At 66.2% G+C, this 26,076-nt stretch carries 21 protein-coding genes; 15 read left to right on the top strand and 6 right to left on the bottom strand.

Going from position 1 to position 26,076, the window contains the following annotated elements:
- Window positions 1-16 precede the first annotated feature (16 nt).
- The 3 genes from kefF to F0185_RS28490 are packed head-to-tail and all read right to left on the bottom strand — an operon-like array spanning window position 17 to window position 3,082.
- Window positions 17-574: a glutathione-regulated potassium-efflux system oxidoreductase KefF gene (kefF, locus tag F0185_RS28480; protein WP_370664085.1), complete on the bottom strand. Its 558-nt coding sequence runs from the start codon at window positions 572-574 to the stop codon at window positions 17-19.
- A complete protein-coding gene (locus F0185_RS28485) occupies window positions 571-1,902 on the bottom strand; it encodes a glycoside hydrolase family 18 protein (protein WP_167230722.1) in 1,332 nt (443 codons plus the stop codon). Before F0185_RS28485 ends, kefF begins: the two co-directional genes overlap by 4 nt.
- Window positions 1,903-1,915: 13 nt before the next feature.
- A complete protein-coding gene (locus F0185_RS28490; protein ID WP_167230725.1) occupies window positions 1,916-3,082 on the bottom strand; it encodes a DUF5009 domain-containing protein in 1,167 nt (388 codons plus the stop codon).
- Between the two features lie 266 nt (window positions 3,083-3,348).
- Between F0185_RS28490 and F0185_RS28495 the strand changes: the two genes are divergently transcribed.
- Window positions 3,349-3,948, top strand: a complete 600-nt coding sequence (locus F0185_RS28495; RefSeq protein ID WP_167230728.1) for a PEP-CTERM sorting domain-containing protein — start codon at window positions 3,349-3,351, stop codon at window positions 3,946-3,948.
- 5 nt (window positions 3,949-3,953) lie between these two features.
- On the opposite strand, the gene F0185_RS28500 is transcribed toward F0185_RS28495, so the two are convergent.
- Entirely contained in the window at window positions 3,954-4,388 is a 435-nt protein-coding gene (locus tag F0185_RS28500) for a hypothetical protein (RefSeq protein ID WP_167230731.1), read from the bottom strand.
- Window positions 4,389-4,469: 81 nt separating this feature from the next.
- Window positions 4,470-5,342, bottom strand: coding sequence for an alpha/beta hydrolase (locus tag F0185_RS28505; protein ID WP_167230734.1), 873 nt, complete (start codon window positions 5,340-5,342; stop codon window positions 4,470-4,472).
- 167 nt (window positions 5,343-5,509) lie between these two features.
- Here F0185_RS28505 and F0185_RS28510 point away from each other — a divergent pair, with 167 nt between their 5' ends.
- Window positions 5,510-9,550: a response regulator gene (locus F0185_RS28510; protein WP_167230737.1), complete on the top strand. Its 4,041-nt coding sequence runs from the start codon at window positions 5,510-5,512 to the stop codon at window positions 9,548-9,550.
- Here the strand turns inward: F0185_RS28510 and F0185_RS28515 are convergent.
- Window positions 9,513-10,343 (bottom strand): universal stress protein, encoded by an 831-nt coding sequence (locus F0185_RS28515; protein ID WP_167230739.1) that lies wholly within the window; start codon window positions 10,341-10,343, stop codon window positions 9,513-9,515. The genes F0185_RS28510 and F0185_RS28515 overlap by 38 nt on opposite strands.
- A gap of 173 nt (window positions 10,344-10,516) precedes the next feature.
- Here F0185_RS28515 and F0185_RS28520 point away from each other — a divergent pair, with 173 nt between their 5' ends.
- The 13 genes from F0185_RS28520 to ccoG all read left to right on the top strand — a co-directional run bounded on the left by F0185_RS28520 (window position 10,517) and on the right by ccoG (window position 26,068).
- The gene (locus tag F0185_RS28520; protein WP_167230742.1) at window positions 10,517-13,195 is read left to right on the top strand and encodes a bifunctional acetate--CoA ligase family protein/GNAT family N-acetyltransferase; all 2,679 of its coding nucleotides are present in this window, start codon (window positions 10,517-10,519) and stop codon (window positions 13,193-13,195) included.
- A 214-nt stretch (window positions 13,196-13,409) separates the two neighbouring features.
- Complete coding sequence (locus tag F0185_RS28525; RefSeq protein WP_167230745.1) at window positions 13,410-13,973, top strand: hypothetical protein; 564 nt, start codon at window positions 13,410-13,412, stop codon at window positions 13,971-13,973.
- Between the two features lie 400 nt (window positions 13,974-14,373).
- The gene (locus F0185_RS28530; RefSeq protein WP_167230747.1) at window positions 14,374-14,721 is read left to right on the top strand and encodes a hypothetical protein; all 348 of its coding nucleotides are present in this window, start codon (window positions 14,374-14,376) and stop codon (window positions 14,719-14,721) included.
- A 215-nt stretch (window positions 14,722-14,936) separates the two neighbouring features.
- A complete protein-coding gene (locus tag F0185_RS28535; protein WP_167230750.1) occupies window positions 14,937-16,571 on the top strand; it encodes a methyl-accepting chemotaxis protein in 1,635 nt (544 codons plus the stop codon).
- A 35-nt stretch (window positions 16,572-16,606) separates the two neighbouring features.
- On the top strand, window positions 16,607-18,025 hold the full coding sequence (hemN, locus tag F0185_RS28540; RefSeq protein WP_167230753.1) for an oxygen-independent coproporphyrinogen III oxidase: 1,419 nt from the start codon (window positions 16,607-16,609) through the stop codon (window positions 18,023-18,025).
- 10 nt (window positions 18,026-18,035) lie between these two features.
- Window positions 18,036-18,800, top strand: a complete 765-nt coding sequence (locus tag F0185_RS28545) for a sulfite exporter TauE/SafE family protein (RefSeq protein ID WP_167230756.1) — start codon at window positions 18,036-18,038, stop codon at window positions 18,798-18,800.
- Entirely contained in the window at window positions 18,797-21,217 is a 2,421-nt protein-coding gene (locus F0185_RS28550) for a heavy metal translocating P-type ATPase (protein WP_167230759.1), read from the top strand. The genes F0185_RS28545 and F0185_RS28550 overlap by 4 nt, the downstream gene beginning before the upstream one ends.
- Complete coding sequence (gene ccoS, locus F0185_RS28555) at window positions 21,217-21,411, top strand: cbb3-type cytochrome oxidase assembly protein CcoS (RefSeq protein WP_167230763.1); 195 nt, start codon at window positions 21,217-21,219, stop codon at window positions 21,409-21,411. The genes F0185_RS28550 and ccoS overlap by 1 nt, the downstream gene beginning before the upstream one ends.
- Window positions 21,412-21,499: 88 nt before the next feature.
- Complete coding sequence (ccoN, locus tag F0185_RS28560) at window positions 21,500-22,927, top strand: cytochrome-c oxidase, cbb3-type subunit I (protein WP_167230766.1); 1,428 nt, start codon at window positions 21,500-21,502, stop codon at window positions 22,925-22,927.
- Between the two features lie 14 nt (window positions 22,928-22,941).
- Window positions 22,942-23,556, top strand: a complete 615-nt coding sequence (ccoO, locus tag F0185_RS28565) for a cytochrome-c oxidase, cbb3-type subunit II (RefSeq protein ID WP_166892312.1) — start codon at window positions 22,942-22,944, stop codon at window positions 23,554-23,556.
- A gap of 1 nt (window position 23,557) precedes the next feature.
- Window positions 23,558-23,740: a cbb3-type cytochrome oxidase subunit 3 gene (locus F0185_RS28570; protein ID WP_166892309.1), complete on the top strand. Its 183-nt coding sequence runs from the start codon at window positions 23,558-23,560 to the stop codon at window positions 23,738-23,740.
- A complete protein-coding gene (ccoP, locus tag F0185_RS28575; protein WP_167230769.1) occupies window positions 23,733-24,668 on the top strand; it encodes a cytochrome-c oxidase, cbb3-type subunit III in 936 nt (311 codons plus the stop codon). Before F0185_RS28570 ends, ccoP begins: the two co-directional genes overlap by 8 nt.
- Complete coding sequence (gene ccoG, locus F0185_RS28580; RefSeq protein WP_167230772.1) at window positions 24,665-26,068, top strand: cytochrome c oxidase accessory protein CcoG; 1,404 nt, start codon at window positions 24,665-24,667, stop codon at window positions 26,066-26,068. The genes ccoP and ccoG overlap by 4 nt, the downstream gene beginning before the upstream one ends.
- The last annotated feature ends 8 nt before the right edge of the window (window positions 26,069-26,076 follow it).

Consider the following 26,076-nt stretch of genomic DNA (forward strand, 5'->3'; position numbering starts at 1 on the left):
GCTTTCTTAGGGGAGGTCATGCGCTGGTTAGCGCGCCCAGGCGGGCGACGAAGGTGTCGATGTGGGCGTCGAGCGTTTCCTCGCTGGCGTGATGGGCGCCATGCAGGATGTGGGGGGCTAGCCATTCCATGCCGCACAGGGCGGCAATCTGGCGGTAGGGCGGCAGGAATGCCGCAAACGGGTGGCCGTGCGCGGCGTCCGGCGCATAGGCCTCGGCCGGACTGCCGGTCGAGGCGGCCAGCCAGAAGCGCTTGCCCGCCAGCGCGGTGGCGCCGGCGCCGTAGGCCCAACCCGGCGTCAACACCGCATCGACCCATTCCTTGAGCAGGGACGGCATGCCGTACCACTGTATCGGATGAAGTAACACCAGCGCGGCGGCGTCGGCCAGGTTTTCCTGCTCGGCCGCCACGTCGATGTAAAAGTCGGGATAGCTCTCGTACAGGTCGACCAGCTCGACGCCGGGCACGCCGCGCGCGGCGTCGCGCAGGCGCCGGTTCACGCGCGAGCGCTGCGGCGCCGCGTGGGCGAAGACGACCAGTACCTTGCGCAGCGGCGCGCCATCGCGCGCCGTCACTTCGCCTCGAGCATGGCTTTGGACAGCGCGAAGCCGGCGTCGTCCTGGTCCAGGGCCCACGACATCATGCCGCCCAGGCGGTGGTCGCGCACGTAAGCGGCTTTTTCCTTGATCACGAGCGGGTCGTCGTAGGTCCAGAAGGTGCCGTTCTCGTACGTCCACAGTTGCTTGCTGACCGGATGGTAGAACTTGGGCGCCTTGCGCGCGGCGATGGTCGAGTAGCGCTCGGTACCTTCCTCGAAGCCCTTGGCCGGACCCGTCGCGCTCTGGTACAGGCCGTAGCGCGCCGCCGCCACGCCGGTCCAGCCGCGCGCGTAAAAGGGCACGCCGATGACCAGTTTCCTGGCTGGCACGCCGGCTTTCAGGAAACGCTCGACACCGGTGTGCACGCTCTGCTTGTCGGTGTCGGGGCTGCCCGGATCGGGGTACAGGTTCGAGTGAAAGCCGGTCGGGCCTTGCCTGGTCCAGCTGCCGTTGAAGTCGTAGGTCATCAGGTTGATCCAGTCGAGCGACTTGACATACTTGGCCGGCTCGGTGGCGTCGGTGGTCTTGGCGCCGCTGTTGACAGCCGCCGTCAGGTAGTATTTCTTGCGTTGCTTCTTGCCCAGCGTGTTGAGCTGGCTGCGAAATTCCGCCAGCAGCAAGGTGAAATTCTGCTTGTCCGCCGGGCTGATGGTGTTGTACGCCATCAGCGGCACGCCCGGATATTCCCAGTCGATATCGAAGCCGTCGAACAGCCCGGCCGCGGCGCCCTTGCCGCCATGCCCGTTCAGGACCGGCAAGTCGCCCTTGATGTACAGGTCGATGCAGGACGATACCAGCGCGCGCCGCAGCGGTTCGGTGGCGGCGCCGGCCGAGAACCAGCGCGACCATTCGGCCCCGCCGATGGCCAGCATGACTTTCAGCTTGGGGTGCTTGGCCTTGAGCTGGCGCAGCTGGTTGAAATTGCCCGCCAGCGGCTGGGAGGCGGTGTCGGCCGTGCCGTCGACCGATTCGGCCGCCGTGAACGGACGGGCGTAGTCGAGCGTGGCGCGCATGCCGCCGCCGTCGGCCGCATCCTTGATGTCGCGCCCGCTGTCGCAGCGGTAGGTGTTATCCGGCATCTTGTACAGATTGGCGAAGGCGTAGTTCAGGAACGTGAAGCGTTCCGCCACGCCGGCCTGGTCGAGCTGCTTCAGGCGAAAACCGCTCTCGGTGCTCCAGGCGGTGTAGTACGAGCCGACTTCGACCGGGGAGGCGGAGCGCGCCGGGGCCGCCATCGCGGCCGTGGTCGCGCCGGCCAGCGCGAGGGCGCAGGCCAGGGTGGTCATGCAGTTTGTGTTCAACATCTGTTCTCCTTGCTTAAATCTTGAGCTTGCAATTATGTATGTTCAGGCGTGCAACTACCAGCACGATTGTGGCCGTAAAGACGGCCCCGGCCAACAGTGCCGCGCCGCCCTCGAGCAGCGCCGGGCGGAAGCGCGCGCCGGCCAGGCTGATGACGGCGCCGATGGCGAACGGCAGCAGGTAGGTGATCAGCGGGCTGGTCGCGGCCGGTTCCACCAGCACGGTCCAGCGGCGCGCGGCCAGTACCTCGACCAGCCAGTACAGCAGCGCGAACACGGCCACGCACAGCGCACCGCAATACAAGGCCCAGGGCGGCGTGGCGCCGATCTTGGACACCGGGTACCAGTGGTGCAGCACCCATCCGGCCAGCGCCAGCACCAGCGCGAAAGCGGCCGCTTGCCGCAGGCGCTGCGGCGCGCCGCGCTGGCCGTCGAAGAACAGCAGCGCGCACACCAGTCCGGCCAGCACGATCACGCTGTGGATGGCGTGCCCTGACAGGGCCGTGCCGACCCCGGTTTTGTTGGCAATCATGTACAGCGCCACGCCGGCGGGCATGGCCCCCAGCAGCAGGGTCAATTGTCCGCGCCCCGCCTGGTACAGCAGCGCAACGGCCAGGTAAGCCCAGCCGATCAGGCCGAGAATGCCCCACCACTGCGGCGTCATCATGGCGCCGTGCTCGCCGCGCCAGAGCAGCGCCAGGGCGGCCAGCAGGGCCACGCCGGCGCCGCGCAGGCAGCCATTGAGCAGGGCGCTGTCGAACCGGTACACGCCCCACACCAGCAGCACCGCCGCGTAGAAGGCCAGCGACCAGGCCGCGATCGGCATGCGCATGGCCGCTTCGCTGTAGCCCGACTCGGCATTGACCATGAACACGCCCATCACGATCAGGGCCAGCGCGCGCCAGGCGCTGTGCCCGAACACCCGGCCCGGGCCGTCGCCGCGCGCGAGGCGGCTGTTCACGCCGAAGGGAATCGACATGCCGACCGCGAACAGGAAGGCGGGGAACACGATGTCGGCCAGGCCCATGCCGTTAGCGCCGCCATCGGCGTGCAGCAGCCAGGCCGGCACGCCGCGCGCACCGGCAAGGAAATTGACGAACAGCATGAGCACGAAGGTGAGGCCGCGAAAGGCGTCGACCGACAGGATGCGTTGCCGGGGCAAGTCGTTGAAGGCGAGGGGCATGGGTGGTGGCGGTAATGGTAACGGTAACGGAAAGTCATCGATGTCGGCAGACAGTAACATTTCCCGCAGGCGAGGCCAAGAGCCTTGCCGGAAGTTAAAATTATAACACTATCCCTGTCGGCTTTCTTTACAGTCGAGCTTATCAAACCGGTACCGGTCGCGCTAAGTGGCTGAATTGATGGCCTTGTTGTTTCGGGTACGGAAATTGCTAAAGCATTGCCACAAGCGTCATAAGCTGTGCGCAAAATCAAAAAAATGGAGAGACTATGCTTGGAAAAATGAAGATGCTCGCTTGCATGGCTGCCATCGTGGCCGGCACGGCCCAGGCCGGCGTGATCGGCGTGGGCGGCTTTAGCGCCCCGACCGTGATTGACTTCGAGAACGCCGTCGCCGGTCCGATCGGCAACCAGTATGCGGCGCTCGGCCTCGGTTTCACCAATTTCGACCTGGCCATTTTCGCCACGTCCCCGGCGCCGAAAAGCTTCGTCGCGCTCAAATACGTCGACGGCGCGCCCCAGATCGACGGCACGATCACGTTTTCATCGGTGATCACCCGGCTGGGCGCGGACGCGAGCACCAATCCGGAAGACGACACCTTCATCGACGCTTACCTCGGCAATACCCTGGTCGGCAGCCATTTTTTCGATACCACCGGCGATGGCGAGGGCGGTTCCTTCATCGGCATCGAATTCTTGTCCGGCTTCGATCGGGTGGTGTTTCGCACCATTCCTGTGATCAACGGGGCGCTGGCGCTCGACAACCTGCGCTTCGAAAATGCCGTGCCGCCGGGCCAGGTGCCGGAACCGGGCAGCCTGGCCCTGCTCGGCACGGCCCTGCTGGGACTGGCCCTGGCGCGCCGCCGCTGAGACGCTTACAGCGTCTTGTTGGCGGCAAACGCCGCTTCCAGGTAGCGCAGCACGATGGCCGGGGCGTCGGTGTCCATGCGCGGAAAATTGCCTTCCACATCGGGATCGAGGTCGGTCATGCCGTCCGACCCGAAGGTGAATGCGCCGAGCAAGACTTGCATCGGCGCGCCATAGGTGCAGTGGCAATGGATGCACACCGCGCGCGCGCGCGGGCGCCGGTCGGCCCCGAAAATGAGCAGCATCTGGAACTTGATGCGCACCCCGTTGAAGGTGGCCTCGATGCTGTCGTCGTCGAACTGGTCCGACACCGAAATCGAACGCAGCGCGCCCGCACCCTGGAACACCTGGTGCGCCGTGGTCAGGGCGGAAAACGCCTCGCGCAGGCGCGCGGCCTGTTTGTCCATTTCCTGGAATTTGTTGCTCAGTTCGCGGTCGATCATGATGTGCTCCGGTACGTCTCGGGAACCGACAGACAGATCGGCGACCAGTCCATCATACGCCCATGGCGAACCGGAGCGTCTTTACTGCGCGGGCAGGGCCGCGGCCACCACGGTATCGGCCAGCGGCAGGGCGAAGCGGGTGCCCAGGAACGCCGCGATGCGCTCCTGCGTCGCTGCCAGGTAGGGAATATTCATGTGGTCCGAATCGGGCACGGTTTCGTCCAGGTGCAGCTTGCCGAGCTTGGCCACCAGCAGGTCGGTGTGCGAATGCGGCACGATATCGTCGAAGGCGGCGCGCAGCACATAGGTGGGCGCGGTCAGCGCCGAGGCGTACTTGACCGACTCGAAACGGTGGCGCAGCACGTATTCCACCGGCACCGCGCGGAACTTGCGCTTGGCAATGGCCAGGATCGAATCGTAGGGCGTGATCAGCACCAGCGAATGGACCGGGCACTCCAGCGCCACCTGCACCGCCACCCCGGAACCGAGGCTGCGCCCGACCACCGCCACCCTTTGCGGATCGACGTGCGGGCGTTCGGCCAGCCAGTCGAACAGCAGGCGGCCGTCTTCGACCATGTGGGCTTCGGCCGGCTCGCCGTGCGAATTGCCGTAGCCGCGGTAATTCACGGCCAGCACCGCCATGCCGGGAAACAGCTTGCCGGCGTCGCGCACCACCCACGACACTTCTTCCGAGCGCCCGCCAAAATACACCACGGCCGGATGCGGCCCCGGAATCTGGGGCGTCATCAGCCAGCCCGACAGCTTGGTGCCGTCGCGCGCGCGCAGCACAATGGCGCGGGTGCGGTGGCCGCTTGAGCGCGGATTGTCGACTTCGGGCTTGATGGTCGGGTTGAAAACCAGGCGGCGCTGGTTGGCGGCGATGGCCGCAGTCACCCCGACCCATACCATGCTGACGAGGCCGGCCACGCCGGCGACTTTTCTAGAATTGTTCATAGGCATCAGTTTAACCGGTTCGGGCGTCGCCGTCCGGCGCCGGGGGGGCGGACAAGCTCATCAGTACGATCTCATCAATAGTCGTGGCTGGAATACAACGATCTTGTCGGATGCCTGCGCGCATTTGCATGTGGTAATCTTTATCCGGTCCGAACCTTGGCTACTCCATGAAAAAATCCGCCTTCTCGGCTGAACAAAGCGCCGGCCTGTTCATCGGCCTGCTCGGCACGCTGGTCGCCGCGCGCTGGATCTTCAACAGCGCCACGATCGCCACCCTGATCCCCGGTTCGGCCCAGATGGGCATCAACAGTCCCGTGCTGTTCATCGCCGCCGGCGTGTGTTGCTGCCTGGCCCTGCCGCGCGCGCACGCGAAGGCGCACGCGAGCGCCTGGCGCACGGCGCTGTGGCGCCTGTGCTCCTGGCTGCTGCTGGTCTTGCCGGCGCTGGTGCTGGTCGAGCACATTTCCGGCCTGAACCTGGGGATCGACTTCGTGCGCGTGCCCACCGCGCCCACCGCCAACATCCCGCACCCGGGCCGCATGGCGCCCAACACCTGCCTCGGCTTCCTGCTGGCCGGGATCGCCCTGCGCCTGATCCGCCTGCCACGGCGCGGCGCCCGCCTGCGTGGCTTGCTGACCTGCTGCGCGGCGGCCGTAACCGGGATCGGCCTGGCGGCCCTGGCCGGCTACTTCCTCAAGCTCGAAGTGCTGTACCGGCTGGCCGCCTACAACGCCATGGTCACCCCGACCGCGGTCGGCATGAGCGTGCTGGGCCTCGGTTTATGGTCGCTGAGAAGTAGCGTCACCGTGCGCGCCGCCATCCCGGACAATGAAAAACGCATCACCGCGCGCGCCATTGCGGTGGTGGCGCTGGTGGCCGTCTCCGCCGGCGCGGCCGGCTTTGCCGCCATGCGCGACAGCTACGAAGCCTCGATCGCCGACAATATGCGCCTGTCGGCCGTCAGCAGCGCCGCCACGGTCGGCAATTCGCTGGAAACGAGCTTGTGGTTTCCGCGCACGATCGCCAACCGGCCCTCGGTCAAGGGGCCGGTGGCGCTGCTGGCCGCCGGGCGCGGCGACGCCGCCACCCGCGCCGCCTTGCTGGGCGAGGCCGAAAGCTTCATGAACGCCGGCATCAGCGCGCTGCGTTTCGAAAGCCTGGACGGCACCGTGCTGGCCGCCAGCGGCGTATTCACCGAAAGCGCACCCGGCACGGCCCAGCCGCTGGCGACCGGCGGCCAGCGTGCGCGCCTGCTGTGGCGCGGGCGCTACCTGCTGGCCACCGAGAACGAGATGCGCGACGGCGGGCGCGTCATCGGACGCATGTTGGCGGAACAGCAACTGCCAATCATCGACCGCCTGCTGGCCGAGATTCGCGCCAGCAGTCCGTCGTCGGACGTGCTGTTGTGCAGCCTGGACGGCAAGGACGCCCTGTGCGCGCCGACCCGCTTCTATCCGGCCACGTTCCGCATTCCCATGTTCAAGCCCGACGGCCAGGTCAACCTGCCGATCAACGAGGCCCTGCTGGGGCGCACCGGGGTGGCCGTCACGCGCGACCTGCGCGGGGTGGCCGTGTTCGCCGCCTACACGCCGATCCGCGCCTTCGGCCTCGGCGTGGTGGTCAAGAGCAACCTCGACACCGTGTACCAGCCGCTGCGCGACAAGGCCAACACCCTCATGATCATCCTGGTGGCGCTGGTCGGACTGGGCGCATCGCTGCTGCTGATCCAGGTGCGCCCGCTGCTGGCCCAGCTGGTGCGCGAGCAGCGCCGCATCCGGGTCATCCTGGAAAACTCGAACGACGCCTTCATCGCGCTCGGCGTGGACGGCTGCATCACCGACTGGAACACCGAAGCGGAGCGCACCTTCGGCTGGAGCGCGGCCGACGCCATCGGTCGGCGCCTGTCGGAATTGATCATCCCGCAAGCCCAGCGCGCCGCCCACGACGCCGGTTTTGCGCGCTTTACCGGCAGCGGCGCCGGCCCGGTGATCAACAACCGCTTGGAGGTGAGCGCCCTGCACCGCGACGGGCGCGAAATCCCGATCGAGATGGCGGTGGCCGCCTTCCAGACCAGCGACGGTTTCGTGGCCAACGCCTTTGTGCGCGACATCAGCGAGCGGCGCCGCCTGGCCGGCGAAATCGCCGCGCGCGCCACCGAGCTCGAACTCGAGCGCGACCGCGCCCAGGCGGCCAACCGCGCCAAGGGCGAATTCGTGGCCAACATGAGCCACGAACTGCGCACCCCGATGAACGCGGTGCTCGGCATGACCTACCTGCTGGCGCACACCGACCTGAAAACCGAGCAGCGCAAATACCTCGACATGATCAGGAGTTCGGGCCAGTCGCTGATGGGGATCATGAACGACATCCTCGACTTTTCCAAGATCGAGGGCGGGCGCATGGAACTGGCCGAGGCGCCCTTCGACCTCGGTCACGTGCTGGCGGCGGTGGCCGACATCATGAGCGTATCGGCCGGCGACAAAGACCTCGACCTGGCCATCGGGGTCGAGCCGGACGTGCCGCGCGCGCTGGTGGGCGACGCCCTGCGCCTGCAGCAGGTGCTGGTCAACCTGGCCGGCAACGCCATCAAGTTCACCGAGCAGGGCGAAGTGAGCGTGCTGGTCGACGTGGCCGCGCGCGCCGGCGATCAGTTGACCCTGCGCATCCGGGTGCGCGACACCGGCATCGGCATGGACCAGGCGCAGCAGGCGCGCCTGTTCTCGCCCTTCACCCAGGGCGACTCGTCGACCACGCGCCGCTTCGGCGGCACCGGGCTGGGACTGACCATTTCCAAGCACCTGGCCGGGATGATGAAAGGGACCATTGAACTTGACAGCGCGCCCGGGCGCGGCAGCGAATTCGTGGTCTGCCTGCCGTTGCTGGTAGCCCCGGAGGCGGACGGCGGCAGCGTTCCCGACGCCGCGCTGGGCACCCTGCGCCTGCTGGTGGTGGACGACAACGCCACCAGCCGCGAGTATCTGTCCAAGACCATCGCCGGCTGGCGCTGGGAAGCCGAGGTGGCCGCCTCGGGCGCCGAAGCGCTCGAGATGGTGGCGCGCGCCGCCAGCGCGCAGCGCCACTACGACGTGGTGCTGCTGGACTGGCAAATGCCCGGCATGGACGGCGCGGCCACCATGCGCGCGCTGCGCGAACACATGCCGGCGGCGCGCCTGCCGATCGCGCTGATGGTCAACGCCTACGGGCGCGGCAAGCTGATGGAAGGCAGCGCGGCCAGCCAGGCCGACGCCATCCTGAGCAAACCGGTGACCGGTTCGAGCCTGTTCGACACCGTGCACGAGGTACTGGTGCAGCGCGCCCAGGCGGCGCTGCGGCCCGCCAGCGGCCTGCCGCCCGTGCATGGCGGCGCCGACGGCGTGCGCCTCGATGGCGCGCGCCTGCTGCTGGCCGAAGACAATGACCTGAACCAGGTGGTCGCGCGCGGGATTTTAGAGAGCGTCGGCGCGCGCCTCGACATCGTGGGCAACGGCCAGCTGGCGCTGGCGCGGCTGGCGGCCAATCCGGGCGCCTACGACCTGGTGCTGATGGATATCCAGATGCCGGTGATGGATGGCTACGCGGCGGCGCGCCGCATCCGCGCCGGCCTGCGCTTGAGCCTGCCGGTGCTGGCGCTGACGGCTGGCGTGACCGAGTCCGAACGGCGCGCCTGCGCCGACGCAGGCATGAACGACGTCATCGCCAAGCCGATCGACGTCGACGAGATGTTGTCCACGATCGCGCGTCACTTGCCGGGCCTGGGCCGGGTGCGCGCGCCGCCCGCGCCGGTGGCCGCGCCCGTGTCGGCGCCAACGCCGGCGGGGCTGCCGGTGTTAAGGCTCGGGCCCCTGGTCGACATCGCCAAAGGCAATCCGGAGCACCTGGCGGCCGTGGCCAACCTGGTGCGCCGCGTGGTGGGCGAAGGCCACCAGCAGTTCGACCAGGCGCGCGTGCACTGGGACGCGGGACGCGACGACGAAGCGGCCAAGATGCTGCACATGCTGCGCGGCGGGATCGGCAGCGTCGGCGCCAAGCGCTTCGCCGCCGCCTCGCTGGAACTGGAGCAGTCGCTCAGGGGCGAGCCGGCGGGCGACACGGCGGCCCTGTTCCTGCAGGCGGCGCGCGAACTCGATGCGGCGGTGGAAGCGGGGCGCGCGTGGCTGGCGCAGCAGGATGCTAGTGCGACATCAGCACCGGCGCCGTCATCGACTTGAGGATGGTGGCCGTTACCCCGCCCAGCATCAGTTCGCGCAGGCGCGCGTGGCCGTAGCAGCCCATCACGATCAGGTTGGCGTCGACATCGGCCGCCAGCGACAGCAGCGCTTCGCCGATGTCGATGCTGGTGTGCTGGGCCATGACGTCGGCCTTGACGCCGTGGCGCGCCAGGTACAGGGCGATGTCGGCGCCCGGTTGCTGGCCGTGCGCGTCGTCGGGATTGAACACCGCTACCGTCACGCGGCGCGCGCGTTTGAGCAGCGGCAGGGCGTTGGCCAGCGCGCGCGTGGCGGCGGTGCTGGCGTCCCAGGCCACCAGCACCTCGCTGCCGATCACGGGAAAGTGGCCGGCGTGCGGGATCACCAGCACCGGGCGCGCGCTGGCCAGCATGACGTATTCGGGCAGGCCGGGGGTCATGCGCGCGACCGGATCGTCGGGATCGGACTGGCTCAGCACCACCAGGTCGGCATAGCGCGCCTGCAGCGCCAGCGCGGCGCCGGGTTCGTCGTCGACCATGCGCCGTTCGAACGAGCGCACGGCGGCGCCGGCGGCGATGCGCTCGAAAACGTCGAGCGAGGCATTGGCGCGCCGGTTCAGTTCCTCCATGTGGGTGGCGAGCACGGTTTGCAGCAGGTCGGTGGCGCCATCCTGGTAGACGTAGCGCGAGACCCCGCTCATGGCCGCGCCGATCAGGTGGGCGCTGCAGTCGGCCGCCACGCTGGCGGCGGCCAGCAGGCGCGCTTCGGCGTGGCGCGCATGATCGACGTGGACGAGGATGGTCTTGTACGGCATGGCGGCTCCTGTAGGTTGGGATACCCTAGCGTAGGCCCTGGCACGGAGCGCGTCCAGCGGTGTTCGGCGTGCGCAAACCTTTGTTTTGTCTAATTTGATGCACATCAAGCGAGGGGGCGGTCGCGCCGTCTACGCTGTGCGCCCATCGTCACGCCGAATCAAAAGGGATCATCATGAGCGTCAGGAACCTGCAGCACTTGTTCGCCCCGAAGTCGGTCGCCATCATCGGCGCGTCCGCGCGGCCGAACAGCGTGGGCGCGACCGTGCTGCGCAACGTCATCGAGGGCGGCTTTGCCGGCGCGATCTACCCGGTCAACCCCAAGTACGACAGCCTGGCCGGACTGCGCGTGTACGCGCGCGTGTCAAGCTTGCCGGCGGCGCCCGACCTGGCGATCATCTGCACCCCGCCGGCCACGGTGCCGGGCATCGTGCGCCAGCTCGGCGAAGCGGGCACGCGCGCGGCGATCATCCTCACGGCCGGCCTGTCCGGCATGCATGACAGCGGCGGGCGCACCTTGCGCCAGGCCGCGCTCGACGCCGCCAAACCGTATGTGCTACGCCTCTTGGGACCGAACAGCGTCGGCCTGCTGGTGCCCGGCATCGGCCTGAACGCCAGCTTCGCGCATACCGGCGCGCTGCCGGGCAGGATCGCCTTCGTGTCGCAGTCCGGCGCCATGGTGACCGGCGTGCTCGATTGGGCCAGGTCGCGCGGGATCGGCTTTTCCAAGTTCATTTCGCTGGGCGAGGGCGCCGACATCGATTTTGGCGACCTGCTCGACTACCTCGCTTCCGACCCCGGCACCAGCGCCATCCTGCTATACATGGAAGACGTGCGCCATGCGCGCAAATTCATGTCGGCCGCGCGCGCCGCCGCGCGCAGCAAGCCGACCGTGGTGCTCAAGGCGGGCAGGGTGGCCGAAGGCGCCATCGCGGCCGCCTCGCATACCGGGGCGCTGGCCGGATCGGACGACGTCTACGACGCCGCCATCCGCCGCGCCGGCATGCTGCGTGTGCTCGGCACCGAAGAGCTGTTCGCCGCCGTGGCCACGCTGGCGCACGCGCGCCCGCTGTTCGGCGAGCGCGTGGCCATCTTTTCCAATGGCGGCGGCCCCGGCGTCATGGCGACCGATGCGGTGGTGTGCGGCAAAGGCGGCATGGCGCAGCTGGCGCCGGACACCGTGGCCCGCCTGGACGCCGTGCTCCCCGCCACCTGGGCGCGCGCCAACCCGGTCGACATCCTCGGCGACGCGCCGGCCCAGCGCTACGTCGATGTGCTGAACATCCTGCTCAAAGACCCGCAGGCCGACGCCATCCTGTTCATCCATGCGCCCACGGCCATCGTGCCGAGCGCGGACATTGCGCGTGCGCTGGCCCCGATCGCCAGCGCATCGTCGCGCAATATCCTGGCCTGCTGGCTGGGCGGCGATGCGGTAGCCGAGGCGCGCGCGATCTTCACCGAGGCCGGCATTCCCAGTTTCGGCACGCCCGAAGAAGCGGTCAGCGCCTACCTGCAGATCGTACAGTACCGGCGCAACCAGAACCTGCTGATGCAGGTGCCGCCGGCCGCCAGCGACGATGGCGCGACCGACCCGCAAGCGGCGCGCGCGCTGGTGCGCAAGGCGCTGGCCGAGGGCCGTACCTTGCTCAGCGAGCCGGAAACCAAGTCGGTGCTGGCCGCCTACGGCGTGGCCGTGGTGCAAACGCGCAGCACGCAATCGGTGGACGAGGCGGTGGCGGCGGCCGAGGCGATCGGTTTTCCGGTCGCGCTCAAGATCGTCTCGCCCGACATCACCCACAAGAGCGACATGGGCGGCGTGGCGCTCGACCTGGAAGATGCGGAGGCGGTGCGCGCGGTGGCCCTGCGCATGAACAAGCGCCTGGCCGAACTGCGGCCCGACGCGCGCCTGGAGGGCTTTTCGGTGCAGCAGATGGCGCGCCGCCCCGAGGCGCATGAACTGATCATCGGCGTGGCCACCGATCCGGTGTTCGGCCCCGTGATCCTGTTCGGCCAGGGCGGCATCGCGGTCGAAGTGACGGCCGACCATGCGGTGGCGCTGCCGCCGCTGAACGTGGTGCTGGCGCGCGACCTGATATCGCGCACGCGCGTAGCCAAGCTGCTGGCCGGCTACCGCAACCGGCCGCCCGCCAACATGGACGCCATCATCGCCACCCTGATGCGCATCTCGCACATGGTGGCCGACCTGCCCGAGATGGTGGAGCTCGACATCAATCCGCTGCTGGTCGACAGCGAGGGTGCGCTGGCGCTGGACGCGCGCATGCGGGTGGCGCTTGCCGACCATTCGGCCAGCACCCTGGACCGGCTGGCGATCCGCCCCTATCCGCGCGAGCTGGAAGAGCGCATCGACTGGTGCGGCGAAGCGCTGCTGCTGCGCCCCATCCAGCCCGAGGATGGCCCGGCCCACGTGGCCATGTTCAACGCGCTCTCCGACGACGACGTGCGCTACCGCATGTTCGTGCGCGTGCGCGAACTGAACGCCTCGCAACTGGCGCGCTTTACCCAGATCGACTACGACCGCGAGATGGCCTTCATCGCCACCCGCCCCGGTCCCGACGGCGTGAACGAAACGCTGGGCGTGGCGCGCGTGGTGTGCGACCCCGATAACATCGCCGCCGAATTCGCGGTGACGGTGCGCTCCGACCTGAAAGGGCATGGACTGGGCTACGTGCTGATGGAAAAGCTGATCGCCTATTGCCGCAGCCGCGGCACGCGCGAAATCGTGGGCGAGGCGCTGCCGCAGAACACCCGCATCACCAAGCTGGCGCGCAAGCTCGGTTTCGAGATCAGCAAGGCGGCCGAAGACGGGTCGGTGCATATGCGATTGACTTTGTAGCTGCGCTCTACAGTTACATACGTTGGCTTGCGCTCATTTTTGGTAGTGCAAGGCAGCACGGCGTGGCCAGGGACGGACAGATGATCCCATGTGCCGGCCACCTGCGCCGTCGCTTTTTGGGTAAGATGGCTTGAAGAACCATGCTGGCCATGCAGATTGCGCTGATCGCGCATCGCGACAATCGCATGAGCGCGTCTTGAAAGGCCACAGCCAAATGGACGAAATCGACATGGCAATTTTTAACGGTGTACGACGCGGCGCTATTTTTGTAGCAGGCGTTTTGACAATTATCTCGGCTATAGTTATATGGACAGAAAGAACGGGTTTTACTTTTCTGTACCAGATCAGCAGCTTGGGAAGGTCACAAGGATTATTGGAATTTTGCGACTATTATGTGGACGGGTCTCAAGTTCTACTCAGAGAAACCGATGATGGCCGTAGTTATATGGTTGTGTTATGTTTCAGAGCGCGCAAGTTGGCGGACGGCAGGATGCTGGTTGAATACGTGGGCGAGGGTGGAGCAATTCGGATGAGCACGGCACACTCTGAAGAAGTGAAAAAATACACAAGGCAGGTCGCACTTGATTTTCATCAGACGTCGGCCGAGATGCTCGCTGCAAAAGACGGCCTGGACGAACGGTGGCGCTCGAATTTGGCGAGCGGAGCAGTGATTATATTGGTTGGGCTTCTGTTTTTCTGCTTGTTTATCGCGAGCGTCAGCTTGATGATCAAGAGCATGCCAAACCTGCGCAATATCGAGCCAAGTCATGATGAGTAATAGCGCTTACGCCCCCCATTCACCTGCGCCGCCGATTTTTGGGTGAGATTGCTTGATAATCGTGTTCTGGTCACGCAATACAATCGCTCGTCACTCTGCGCGACTCCGGAACTGGATTGCCGTGTTTGAAAAAAATATCAGTTTCCTTGGATTTTGACCGTCTCACCGTTTGCGAAACTACCTCTGCAACGGATATTTAATTGTTATTCATTCACCGCGATATTTCTGCGCAATGACCAGAATAATATTTTTCTGTCAACAACGTGATTGTCGCACATAAATCCCGCCCGGATTGTCAATTTGCTCGCCATCTGAGCACCCTGAAGGCAAATGCAATGCCATTGAAGTAGTCGCCTGTGGCACAATGCCCGCCGTTGCCATCTCTATCCCGGACCATCGAATGAAACCCGCCATCCTCCTCGCCCTGACCCTCGGCGCCATCGGCGCCGCCCGCGCCGATATCCTGATCACGCCCTCGTTCATCATCAATATAGAAGAAGAGTGCGCGGTCGAATACCGGGTGTGCGGCAAAGTCTCGTACACGGGAACGAGCAAGAAGACCGGCCAGGCCATCGTCTTGCGCGGCAAGACCGTGGAAGGGAAGTGCGAGAAGGACGTGCCATTTTGCGAATTCAAGGGCTACATCTTCAAGAACGGGGCCACGGTTTACCGGGTGACTTCCGATGGAAAACTGACCGTCTCGCAGGGCGCCAAGACCCTGGTCGAGGAAAAGGGCGTGTGGCAGTAAGAGGGCTGCGTGCGCCACCCGTTGTAAATACTTCTACTGTCAAACCGCCATCGAGGCATGCGAATGTGTGGCGAAAACCCACATACCCCGTATTTTGCACACCCGGGCGTAGCCCTGTCGCCCGGCCATTTTTGATGCATATCAAGGATTTCAGCCTCCAAGCTCCCTAGACTCGTCCTATTGAATTAATGCTCTAGGGCAAAAGGAGTATCTCCGTGCGCAATAATCTGCCGGTAACGGGTATCGAATACGAGCTGCGCGAAGGCCAGTCCATCGTCTCCAAAACGGACACCAAGGGATTGATCACCTACGTCAACGCCGCCTTTATCGAGGTCAGCGGCTTTCCCGAAGACGAATTGCTGGGCAAGCCGCACAACCTGGTGCGCCATCCGGACATGCCGGCCGAAGCGTTTGCGGACCTGTGGCGCAGCATGAAGGACGGCCGTCCCTGGACAGGCCTGGTCAAGAACCGGCGCAAGAACGGCGACTTTTACTGGGTGGTGGCGAACGTCACGCCGGTCAAGGAAAACGGCCAGGCGGTCGGCTACATGTCGGTGCGCACGCGCCCGACGCGCGAACAGATCAAGGCCGCCGGCGAGTTGTACCGGCGCTTCAAGGAGGGCCGCGCCGCCGGACTGGCGATCGTGGACGGCGGCGCGGTGCGCACCGGCCTGGCCACGCGCCTGCGCGCCGCGCTGCATTTGCCGATCGGCGTACGGATCGGCATCCTGATGGGCAGCCTGGCCGTGTTGATTGCCGGTCTTGGCGCGGCGTCCGGCAGCGTCGTGCTGGCCGGCCTGGGCGCGTGCGGCGCGCTGCTGGCGCTGGCCGGCTGGGTCGCCCTGCATCGCGCCATCGTGGCGCCGATGCGGCAGGCGGCCGAGGCGGTGCAGGCGCTGGCCGGCGGCGACTTGTCGTTCTTGTGCGCCGCCGACCGCACCGACGACATGGGCCAGCTGCTGCGCGGCCTGCGCCAGGTGGCGGTCAACCTGCGCGCCATCATCGGCGACGTGCGCAGCAATGTGGCCTCGATCGAGACGGCCACGCGCGAAATCGCGGTCGGCAACGCCGACCTGGCCGCGCGCACCGAGTCGCAGGCGTCCAGCCTCGAAGAAACCGCCGCCAGCATGGAGCAGTTCGCGGTGACCGTGGGCGAGAACGCCGAGCGCGCGCTGCAGGCCGACCAGCTGGTGCTGTCGGCGTCGTCGATCGCCGGCAAGGGCGGCCAGGCGGTGGCCCAGGTGGGGGCGACGATGGGGCAGATCAGTGATTCGGCTGCCAAGATTGTCGATATTATCAGCCTGATTAACGGGATCGCCTTCCAGACCAATATCCTGGCGCTGAACGCCGCCGTGGAAGCGGCGCGCGCCGGCGAGCAGGGACGCGGCTTTGCCGTGGTGGCGGGCGAAGTGCGCGCGCTGGCCCAGCGCTCGGCCGCCGCCGCCAGCGACATCAAGCACCTGATCGAGGATTCCGTCACCAAGGTCAAGAACGGCGACCGCCTGGTAGAGGAAGCCGGCGGCACCATGGCCGGCGTGGTCGAATCGGTGCAGCGCGCCACCACCATCATGAGCGACATCAAGCGCGCCAGCATCGAGCAAAAGAGCGGCATCGCCCAGGTCAACGAAGCGGTGGCCCACCTGGACCAGATCACCCAGCAGAACGCGGCCCTGGTCGAGGAATCGGCCACGGCGGCGGCCAGCGTGGCCGAGCAGGCCGTGCACCTGGCGCAGGCGATCTCGGTGTTCAAGTTCGGCGGCGAGAGCCGGGTGCGGCGGGCGCCGGCGAAACGGCAAGCACATGCCGACTCAGCCGTTTTTGATGCAGGTCAAGGATTTCGCGAGCCCTGATCCCTACACTCGGTCCCATCGCCTAGGAGCCCACCATGCTGCACACCGTTATCCCCATCGCCAATCCGCGTCCGATCGATTTCGATGCGGACCTGATCCGCAAGTTGAGCCAGAACGGTCCGCGTTACACCTCGTACCCGACCGCCGACCGCTTCAGCGAAGCCTTCGGCTACCGTGACTACCTGCATGCGGTGGCGGGGCTGCGCACGCGCGGCACGGTCAAGCCGCTTTCGCTGTACCTGCACATCCCGTTCTGCGAATCGGTGTGCTACTACTGCGCCTGCAACAAGATCGTCACCAAGAACCACGACAAGGCGGTTACCTACCTGGGCTACCTGAAACGCGAGATCGAGATGCAGGGCAGGCTGTTCGCCGGCATGAACCAGATCGAGCAGCTGCACCTGGGCGGCGGCACGCCGACCTATTTCACCGACGCGCAGATGGAAGAGCTGATGGACCACCTGCGCCGCTGGTTCCAGTTCGCGCCCGACGGCAGCGGCGAATATTCGATCGAAATCGATCCGCGCACGGTCTCGCGCGAGCGTGTCCTGAGCCTGCGCCGCCAGGGTTTCAACCGCGTCAGCCTGGGCGTGCAGGATTACGACCCGGCGGTGCAGGCGGCGGTCAACCGCATCCAGCCCGAGGCCGAAACCCAGGCCATCATCGACGCCGCGCGCGAAGCGGGCTTCCGCTCGGTGAGCATCGACCTCATTTACGGCCTGCCCAAGCAGAACGTATTTACGATGGCGCAAACCATCGACAAGGTGATCAAGGCCGATCCGGACCGCATCGCCATCTATAACTATGCGCACATGCCGCACCTGTTCAAGCCGCAGCGCCGCATCAACGAAGCGGACATGCCGAGCGCCGACGAACGGCTCGACATGCTCGGCCTGGCGATCCGCAAGCTGGAGCAGGCCGGTTATGTGTACATCGGCATGGACCATTTCGCCAAGCCGGAAGACGACCTGGCCGTGGCCCAGCGCCAGGGCCGGCTGCACCGCAACTTCCAGGGCTATTCGACGCACGCCGAAATGGACCTGGTCTCGTGCGGCGTGTCGGCCATCAGCGCGGTGGCCGCCACCTACAGCCAGAATGTCAAGACGCTCGACGCCTATTACGACCTGATCGACAAGAACGAACTGCCGGTGGCGCGCGGCATCCGCCTGTCGATGGACGACGCCCTGCGCCGCACCATCATCCAGATGCTGATGTGCCACTTCGAGCTGTCGATGCCGTCCATCGAGCAGGCGTACCCGATCGCGTTTTCGAGCTACTTCGCGGCCGAACTGGAACGCCTCAAGGTGCTCGAAGCCGACGGCCTGGTAACCATCGGCCCCGAGTGGCTGAGCGTGACGCCGAAAGGACGCCTGCTGATCCGCAACGTGTGCATGGTGTTCGACCGGTTTCTGACTCAGGCCGCGCCGGCGCCGCGTTACTCGCGGACGATCTGACGGGGCAGGGGTGAACGCAGTCAATCTGATTCCGGTGTTCGTGGTGGGCCTGCTCGGCAGCGTCCACTGCGTCGGCATGTGCGGCGGGATCGTCAGCGCGTTTTCGGCGGTGCCCCCGGCGCCTGCCGGCGCGCGTCCGTTTCCGGTGGCCGTCATGACCCAGCGCGCCGCCTTCGACGGCGGCGCGCGCGTGCTGGCGTATAACACCGGCCGCATCGCCAGCTACATGACGGCCGGCGCGCTGGCCGGCGGCCTCGCTGGCGGCGCGCGCACCCTCGCGGGCCTGACCGCCTTGCAGGCCGGCGGCTACTGGCTGGCCAACCTGATGCTGGTCATCCTCGGCCTGTACCTGATGGACGCCTGGCGCGGCCTCGCCAAACTGGAATCGCTGGGGCAGATTCTGTGGCAGCACGCGCGGCCCCTGATGCGCTTCATCATGCCGCTCGACAGCCCGCTCAAGATGCTGGCGCTGGGCGCCTTGTGGGGCTGGCTGCCGTGCGGGATGGTCTACAGCGTGCTGATGACCGCCATGTTCACCGGTTCGGGTGCCGACGGCGCGCTGGTGATGCTCGCCTTTGGCCTGGGCACCTTGCCGATGCTGCTGGCGATGGGCATGGCGGGGGCGCGCCTGCGCGCGGCCCTGCAACAGCGCGCCGTGCGCATCGGCGCCGGCGTGGTGGTGCTGGCGTTCGGCGTGCTGGGCCTGGTGCGCGCGGCCGGCGGCGGCCAGGCCGGCTGGCTCGACGCGCTGTGCATCACGGCGGGTAGCCATTGAGCGCGCAGCCGTTCGCCACCGCCTGCTACCACTGCGGGCTGCCGGTCGCTCTCGGGGCCACCTGGTCGGTGCGCATCGATGGCCAGGCGCGCCCGATGTGCTGCCCCGGCTGCGAAGCGGTCGCGCACGGCATCGTCGAAGCCGGCCTGGCCGATTACTACCGCACCCGCAGCGTGTTCGCCGACCGGGCCGAAGGCGTGGAGCTGGTGCCGCCCGAGCTGGCGCTGTACGACAGCGCCGTCGTGGCGACCCAGGGCGAACAGCGTGAAGGGGAGTTCTCGCACGGCGTGTACTCGCTCGACGGCATCCGCTGCGCCGCCTGCGTGTGGCTGATCGAACGGCGCCTGGCGCGCCTGCCCGGCGTGCGCGAGGCCCAGGTCAACGTGGCCACCGAGCGCCTGCACATGACATGGGACGCCGCCGCCTGCAAGCCGAGCGACATCGTCCAGGCCCTGCGCGGGATCGGTTACACCGCTTATCCTTACGAAGCGGCGCTGCATGGCGCCAAACAAGAAAAGAACCGCAAGAAGCAGTTCCGCCAGTTGTTCGTGGCCGGCTTGTCGATGATGCAGGTGATGATGTACGCGCTGCCGGCCTACATTGCCGAAGACGGCACCATGGACGCGCCGATGGCCGCCCTGATGCAATGGGCTTCGCTGCTGCTGACCATTCCGGCGGTGCTGTACTCGGCCCAGCCGTTTTTCAAAGGGGCGTGGGCCAGCCTGCGCGCGCGCATGCCGGGCATGGACCTGCCGGTGGCGATCGGCATCGGCGCCGCCTTTGGCGCGAGCGTGCTGGCGACCCTGCGCGGCACGGGCGAGGTGTACTACGACTCGGTGACGATGTTCATCTTCCTGCTGCTGGCCAGCCGCTATCTCGAAATGATGGCGCGCCGCAAAGCCGCGCGCGCGCTGGAAGACCTGCAGCGCGCCTTGCCGGCGGCGGCCCAGCGCCTGGCCGGATGGCCAACATCGCGCCAGGCCACCATGGTCGCCGCCGCCAGCCTGGCCGAGGGCGACGTGATCCTGGTCGAACCGGGCAGCGCGGTCGCGGCCGACGGCATCATCCTCGAAGGACACTCCGACATCGACCTGGCGCTGTTGACCGGCGAAAGCCGCGCCCTGGCGCGCGTGCCGGGCGACGAGCTGCCCGGCGGCGCGATCAACACCACCCAGGCCATCGTGCTGCGCGTGACCCGCGTGGCCAGCGACAGCACGCTGGCGCGCCTGGTCAAGCTGGTCGAAAAAGCCGGCCAGGGCAAGCCGCGCATCGCCCAGTGGGCCGACCAGGTGGCCGCCTGGTTCGTGGTGGGTTTGCTGCTGCTGACGGTGGCGGTGTTCATCGGCTGGCAGATGGTCGACCCGGCGCGCGCCTGGCAGGTGGCGATCGCGGTGCTGGTGGTGTCGTGCCCGTGCGCGCTGTCGCTGGCCACGCCGACCGCGCTGGCCGCCGCCACCGATGCGCTGGTGCGGCGCGGCGTGCTGGTGGTGCAGCCGCACGTGCTGGAAACGCTGCAACGCGCCACCCATATTGTGTTCGACAAGACCGGCACCCTGACCGAAGGGCGCCCGGTGCTGCGCCACGTGGAGCCACTGGCGACGCTGGACGCGGCGCGCTGCCTGCAACTGGCGGCGGCGCTGGAGGCGGGCAGCGCCCATCCGCTGGCGCTGGCGATCCGCAATGCCGCACCAAGCGGCGCGCCGCACGCGACCGAGCTCCATAGCGAAGCGGGGCAGGGCGTGGAAGGCACGATCGACGGCGTGCGCTATCGCCTCGGGCGCGACGGCTATGCGGGCGCCGCGCCGGCCCCGCGCTGGCCCGACGTGAGTAATGTTTACCTCGGCGTCGACGGCGTCGTGCTGGCGCGCTTCGAACTGGCCGACGCCCTGCGCGCCGATGCGCCCGAGGTGGTGCGGCGCTTCAAGGCGCGTGGCCAGAGCGTCATTCTGTTAAGCGGCGACGACCAGGGCGTGGTCAGCCGCACCGGCGCGGCGCTCGGCATCGAGACCGCCATCGGCCAGCAGCTACCGGAGCAAAAGCTCGCCTACGTGCAGCAGCTGCAAGCGCAGGGCGCGGTGGTGGCGATGGTCGGCGACGGCATCAACGACGCCGCCGTGCTGCGCGCGGCCGATGTCTCGTTCGCCATGGGCGGCGGGGCCGCGCTGGCGCAGCTCTCGGCCGACTGCGTGCTGCTCTCAAACCGCTTGACGTCGCTCGACGACGCGGCCCTCGGAGCGGCGCGCGCGCTGCGCATCATCCGCCAGAACCTGGCCTGGGCCAGCGTCTACAACTGCGTGGCGATTCCCGCGGCCGCCTTCGGGCTGATCAATCCGTGGCTGTCGGCGGCGGGCATGTCGCTCAGTTCCGCCGTGGTTGTCATTAACGCATTGCGCCTGCGCCGCGCCAGGACCGCATAATGGAATCGCTCTACCTGCTGGTCCCCCTGAGCGTGTTCATCGTCATCCTGGCGGCGTGGGTGTTTTTCGGCGCGGCCGACAGCGGCCAGTTCGACGACCTCGATGGTCCCGGCATGCGCATCCTGCTCGACGACGAAGAGTTGCCCGCCGCGCCGGACACGGCACAGAACTCATTGCGCAACGACAACGAGTGATTCCGGCGTTTTTGATTCACATCAAGGATTTTTGAGTCTGAGAAATTTACTCTTCTGCTGTCATCGTTGCATTCTCAGGAGAGCCTTTGTGGACAGAGCTTTAAATTACAACAACAAGATCGTCAGATACTTTACGATCGCCACCGTCTTTTGGGGCGTTATCGGTATGCTGGTCGGCGTTTTCATCGCCGCGCAGCTGGCCTGGCCGGCCCTCAATTTCGACATCGCATGGTTAAGCTACGGGCGCCTGCGTCCGCTGCATACCAACGCGGTCATTTTCGCATTCGGCATCAACGGCCTGTTTGCAACCTCGTACTGGGTGGTGCAGCGCACCTGCCAGGTACGCCTGTTCTCGGACGCGCTGGCCATGGTGACCTTTTGGGGCTGGCAGGCGATCCTGGTGCTGGCCACCATCACCTTGCCGATGGGTTTCACGCGCGGTAAGGAATACGCCGAGCTGGAATGGCCCATCGCGCTCTTGATCACGGTGGTCTGGGTGATCTACGCGATCGTCTTCTTCGGCACCATCGTCAAGCGCAAGGTCAAGCACATCTACGTCGCCAACTGGTTCTTCGGCGGCTACATCCTGGCCGTGGCGATCCTCCACATCGTCAACGGCGCGGTCATGCCGGCTTCGTTCTGGAAGTCCTACTCGGCCTACGCCGGGGTGCAGGACGCGATGATCCAATGGTGGTACGGCCACAATGCGGTCGGCTTCATCCTCACCGCCGGCTACCTCGGCATGGTGTATTACTTCATCCCGAAACAGGCCGAGCGCCCTGTGTACTCGTATCGCCTCTCGATCGTCCACTTCTGGGCCCTGATCTTCACCTACATGTGGGCGGGACCGCACCACCTGCACTACACCGCGCTGCCCGACTGGACCCAGTCGATCGGCATGGTCTTCTCGCTGATCCTGCTGGCGCCATCGTGGGGCGGGATGATCAACGGGATCATGACCCTGTCGGGCGCATGGCACAAGCTGCGCTCGGACCCGATCCTCAAATTCCTGATCGTGTCGCTCTCGTTCTACGGTATCGCTACGTTTGAAGGCCCGATGATGTCGATCAAGACCATCAACGCGCTGTCGCACTACACCGACTGGACCGTCGCCCACGTGCATGCCGGCGCCCTGGGCTGGGTCGGATTCATCACCATGGGTTCGATCTACTACCTGATCCCGCGCCTGGCGGGCAAGAAGGAAATGTGGAGCGTGCGCCTGATCGACACCCACTTCTGGGTCGCGACCATCGGCATCGTGCTGTATATCGCTTCGATGTGGATCGCCGGCGTGATGCAGGGCCTGATGTGGCGCGCTGTTAACAGCGACGGCACGCTGACCTACACGTTTGTTGAAGGCGTCAAGGCAACCTACCCGTACTACGTGATCCGCGTCGGCGGCGGCCTGCTGTACCTGACCGGCATGCTGCTGATGGCCTTTAACACGTTCCAGACGATGCGCGGCACCGCCAGCGAAGATGCGCGCATTCCGACCCTTTTACCCGCACACGCCTGATTTCGGAGCTTGTAATGAAATTTTCACATGAGTCAATCGAGAAGAACCCGTGGCTGCTGATCGGACTGGTTTTGCTGGTCGTATCTTTCGGCGGCCTGGTGGAAATCGTTCCCCTGTTCTTCCAGAAGTCGACCACCGAGCCGGTGGCCGGCCTGAAACCTTACTCGGCCCTGCGCCTGGTCGGACGCGACATCTACGTGCGGGAGGGCTGCTACAACTGCCACTCGCAGATGATCCGTCCGTTCCGCGCCGAGACCGAGCGCTATGGCCACTATTCGGTGGCCGGCGAATTCGTCTACGACCGGCCGTTCCAGTGGGGTTCCAAGCGCACCGGTCCCGACCTGGCGCGCGTCGGTGGCCGCTACAGCGATGAATGGCATCGCACCCACCTGGACAACCCGCGCGACGTGGTGCCGGAATCGAACATGCCGGGCTACCCGTGGCTGGCCAAAACCAAGCTCAACCCGGCCGAAGTGATTCCGAAAATGCGCGCCCTGCAGCGCCTGTCGACGCCGTACTCGGAAGAAGACATCGCCCAGGCACCGGCCGCGCTGGCCGACAAGACTGAACAGGATGCCCTGATCGCCTATTTGCAGGGCCTCGGCATCCAGATCAAAACCAGGAACTGACATGGCAATCGAACATATTTTTGACAGTGCGAGCAGCGTAATGACCGTCATCAGCTTCGCCACCTTCTGCGGCATCTTGCTGTGGACGTTTGTCCTCAAGGGCAACAAGGACTTCGAAACGCAGGCAGCGCTGCCGTTTGCGGACGACAACGAGGACAACACAGGGGAGAGCGGTCATGGCTGATTTCACCAGCGGTTTCTGGGACCTCTACATCATCATCATCACGATCCTGGCGATCGTCGGCTGCGGCGTGCTGCTGTGGTCGCAGTCGACCCACACGGTCGAACCGGGCAGCGACGGCACCACCGGCCACGTGTGGGACGAGAACCTGACCGAACTCAATACCCCGCTGCCGCGCTGGTGGATGTGGCTGTTCTACATCACCATCGTGTTCGCCCTGGTGTACCTGGTGCTGTATCCGGGGCTGGGCAGCTACGCCGGCAAATTGGGCTGGAAGTCGACCGGCGAATACCAGCAGGAGCTGGCCAAGGCCGATGCCGACTACGGCCCGCTGTTCGCCAAGTACGCCAGCCAGGACCTCAAGGCCGTGGCGGCCGATCCGCAGGCGCACGCCATCGGCGAGCGCATGTTCCTGACCTACTGCGCGCAGTGCCACGGTTCCGATGCGCGCGGCAACAAGGGCTATCCCGACCTGACCGACAAGGACTGGCTGCACGGCGGCGAGCCCTCGGTGATCAAGGAAACCATCATGAAGGGCCGTAATGGCATGATGCCGCCGATGGGCGCGGCGGTCGGCTCCGAGTCCGATATCGAAAACGTGGCGCATTACGTCAAGAGCCTGTCGGGACTGACGGCCGATCCGATCAAGGTCTCCTTCGGCAAGTCCAAGTTCGCCGCCTGCATCGCCTGCCACAGCGCCGGCGGGGTCGGCAACCAGGCACTGGGCGCGCCCAACCTGACCGACAAGGTCTGGCTGTACGGCGGCAGCGCCGAGACGATCATGGAAACGATCCGCAAGGGCCGCACCAACACCATGCCGGCCTTCCACGAGTTCCTGGGCGAGTCGAAGGTGCACGTGCTGGCGGCGTATGTGTGGAGCCTGTCGAACGATCCGGCCAAGCCGCAAGTGGCGGAGGTAGCTGCCAAATGAACGAGGCCCCCACCAAGCCGGCGGTGATCCGGATGTATGCGGCGCGCGAGGAAATCTATCCGCGCGAAGCAAAAGGACGATACGCAAGCTTGCGCTGGGCCTGCGTGTGGATCACGCAGCTGGTCTTTTACGGCCTGCCGTGGATGAACTGGAACGGCCGCCAGGCCGTCCTGTTCGACCTTGGTGCGCGCAAGTTCTACATCTTCGGCATGGTGTTGTGGCCGCAGGACTTCATCTACCTGGCGGCGCTGTTGATCATCGCCGCCTACCTGCTGTTCCTCGTCACCGCGATCGCGGGACGGGTGTGGTGCGGCTTCGCCTGTCCGCAGACGGTCTACACCGAGATTTTCATGTGGATCGAGCGCAAGATCGAAGGCGCGCGCAGTGCCCGCATCCGCCTCGACCGCCAGCCCTGGACCGCCGACAAGCTGGCCAGGAAGACCGCCAAGCACCTGGCGTGGGGCGCGGTGGCGCTGTTTACGGGCTTTAGTTTCGTGGCCTATTTTGCGCCGGTGCGTTCGCTGCTGGCGAACATCGGCGCCTTTGCGCTGGGACCGTGGGAATGGTTCTGGATCGGTTTTTATGCGTTTGCCACTTACGGCAACGCCGGCTGGCTGCGCGAGCAGGTGTGCAAATATATGTGCCCGTATGCGCGCTTCCAGAGCGCCATGTTCGACAAGGACACCCTGATCGTCACCTACGACCAGGAACGGGGCGAACCGCGCGGTCCCATCAATCCCAAGGCCACGGCGGAAGAAGCAAAGAAAAAGGGCGACTGCATCGACTGCAATATGTGCGTGCAGGTGTGCCCGACCGGGATCGACATCCGCAAGGGCTTGCAGTACGAATGCATCGGCTGCGCCGCCTGCGTGGACGCCTGCAACGGCGTGATGGACAAGATCGACCTGCCGCGCGGGCTGATTCGCTACTCGACCGACAACGCGATGGACAACAAGTGGTCGGCCAAGCGCATCGGCCAGCGCATCCTGCGCACGCGCGTCCTGATTTATACCGGGCTGCTGGTGCTGATCGTGGCCGGTTTCGGCACCGCGCTGGCGCTGCGCACCCCGCTCAAGGTCGACGTGATCCGCGACCGTGGTTCGATGGGGCGCGAAGTGGGCGATGGCCAGATCGAGAACGTGTACCGCCTGCAGATCATGAATACGGCGGAAGAGGGGCATACCTTCCGCATCAAGGTCTCGGGCCTCGATTCGGTGCGCCTGGCCACGCCGGACCAGACGGTGCTCGACGGCGCCAGCACGCGCGCGGTGCCGGTGCGGGTGCAGGTGGAGCGCAGTGCGGCGGCGAAAGGCTCGAACCATATCGAGTTCGAAATCACCGCGGTGGACGATCCGTCGCTCACGGTGCGTGAAAAAGCCGTGTTCATCGTGCCCAAATAAGCCAGAAT

Source organism: Massilia rubra (assembly GCF_011682065.1).
GTDB classification, from domain to species: domain Bacteria; phylum Pseudomonadota; class Gammaproteobacteria; order Burkholderiales; family Burkholderiaceae_D; genus Telluria_A; species Telluria_A rubra.

Coding starts and splice junctions, on each gene's coding strand:
- F0185_RS28485 (WP_167230722.1), bottom strand. CDS start 1,902: ATGTTGAACACAAACTGCATGACCACCCTGGCCTGCGCCCTCGCGCTG.
- F0185_RS28490 (WP_167230725.1), bottom strand. CDS start 3,082: ATGCCCCTCGCCTTCAACGACTTGCCCCGGCAACGCATCCTGTCGGTC.
- F0185_RS28495 (WP_167230728.1), top strand. CDS start 3,349: ATGCTTGGAAAAATGAAGATGCTCGCTTGCATGGCTGCCATCGTGGCC.
- F0185_RS28500 (WP_167230731.1), bottom strand. CDS start 4,388: ATGATCGACCGCGAACTGAGCAACAAATTCCAGGAAATGGACAAACAG.
- F0185_RS28505 (WP_167230734.1), bottom strand. CDS start 5,342: ATGAACAATTCTAGAAAAGTCGCCGGCGTGGCCGGCCTCGTCAGCATG.
- F0185_RS28510 (WP_167230737.1), top strand. CDS start 5,510: ATGAAAAAATCCGCCTTCTCGGCTGAACAAAGCGCCGGCCTGTTCATC.
- F0185_RS28515 (WP_167230739.1), bottom strand. CDS start 10,343: ATGCCGTACAAGACCATCCTCGTCCACGTCGATCATGCGCGCCACGCC.
- F0185_RS28520 (WP_167230742.1), top strand. CDS start 10,517: ATGAGCGTCAGGAACCTGCAGCACTTGTTCGCCCCGAAGTCGGTCGCC.
- F0185_RS28525 (WP_167230745.1), top strand. CDS start 13,410: ATGGACGAAATCGACATGGCAATTTTTAACGGTGTACGACGCGGCGCT.
- F0185_RS28530 (WP_167230747.1), top strand. CDS start 14,374: ATGAAACCCGCCATCCTCCTCGCCCTGACCCTCGGCGCCATCGGCGCC.
- hemN (WP_167230753.1), top strand. CDS start 16,607: ATGCTGCACACCGTTATCCCCATCGCCAATCCGCGTCCGATCGATTTC.
- ccoS (WP_167230763.1), top strand. CDS start 21,217: ATGGAATCGCTCTACCTGCTGGTCCCCCTGAGCGTGTTCATCGTCATC.
- ccoO (WP_166892312.1), top strand. CDS start 22,942: ATGAAATTTTCACATGAGTCAATCGAGAAGAACCCGTGGCTGCTGATC.
- F0185_RS28570 (WP_166892309.1), top strand. CDS start 23,558: ATGGCAATCGAACATATTTTTGACAGTGCGAGCAGCGTAATGACCGTC.
- ccoP (WP_167230769.1), top strand. CDS start 23,733: ATGGCTGATTTCACCAGCGGTTTCTGGGACCTCTACATCATCATCATC.
- ccoG (WP_167230772.1), top strand. CDS start 24,665: ATGAACGAGGCCCCCACCAAGCCGGCGGTGATCCGGATGTATGCGGCG.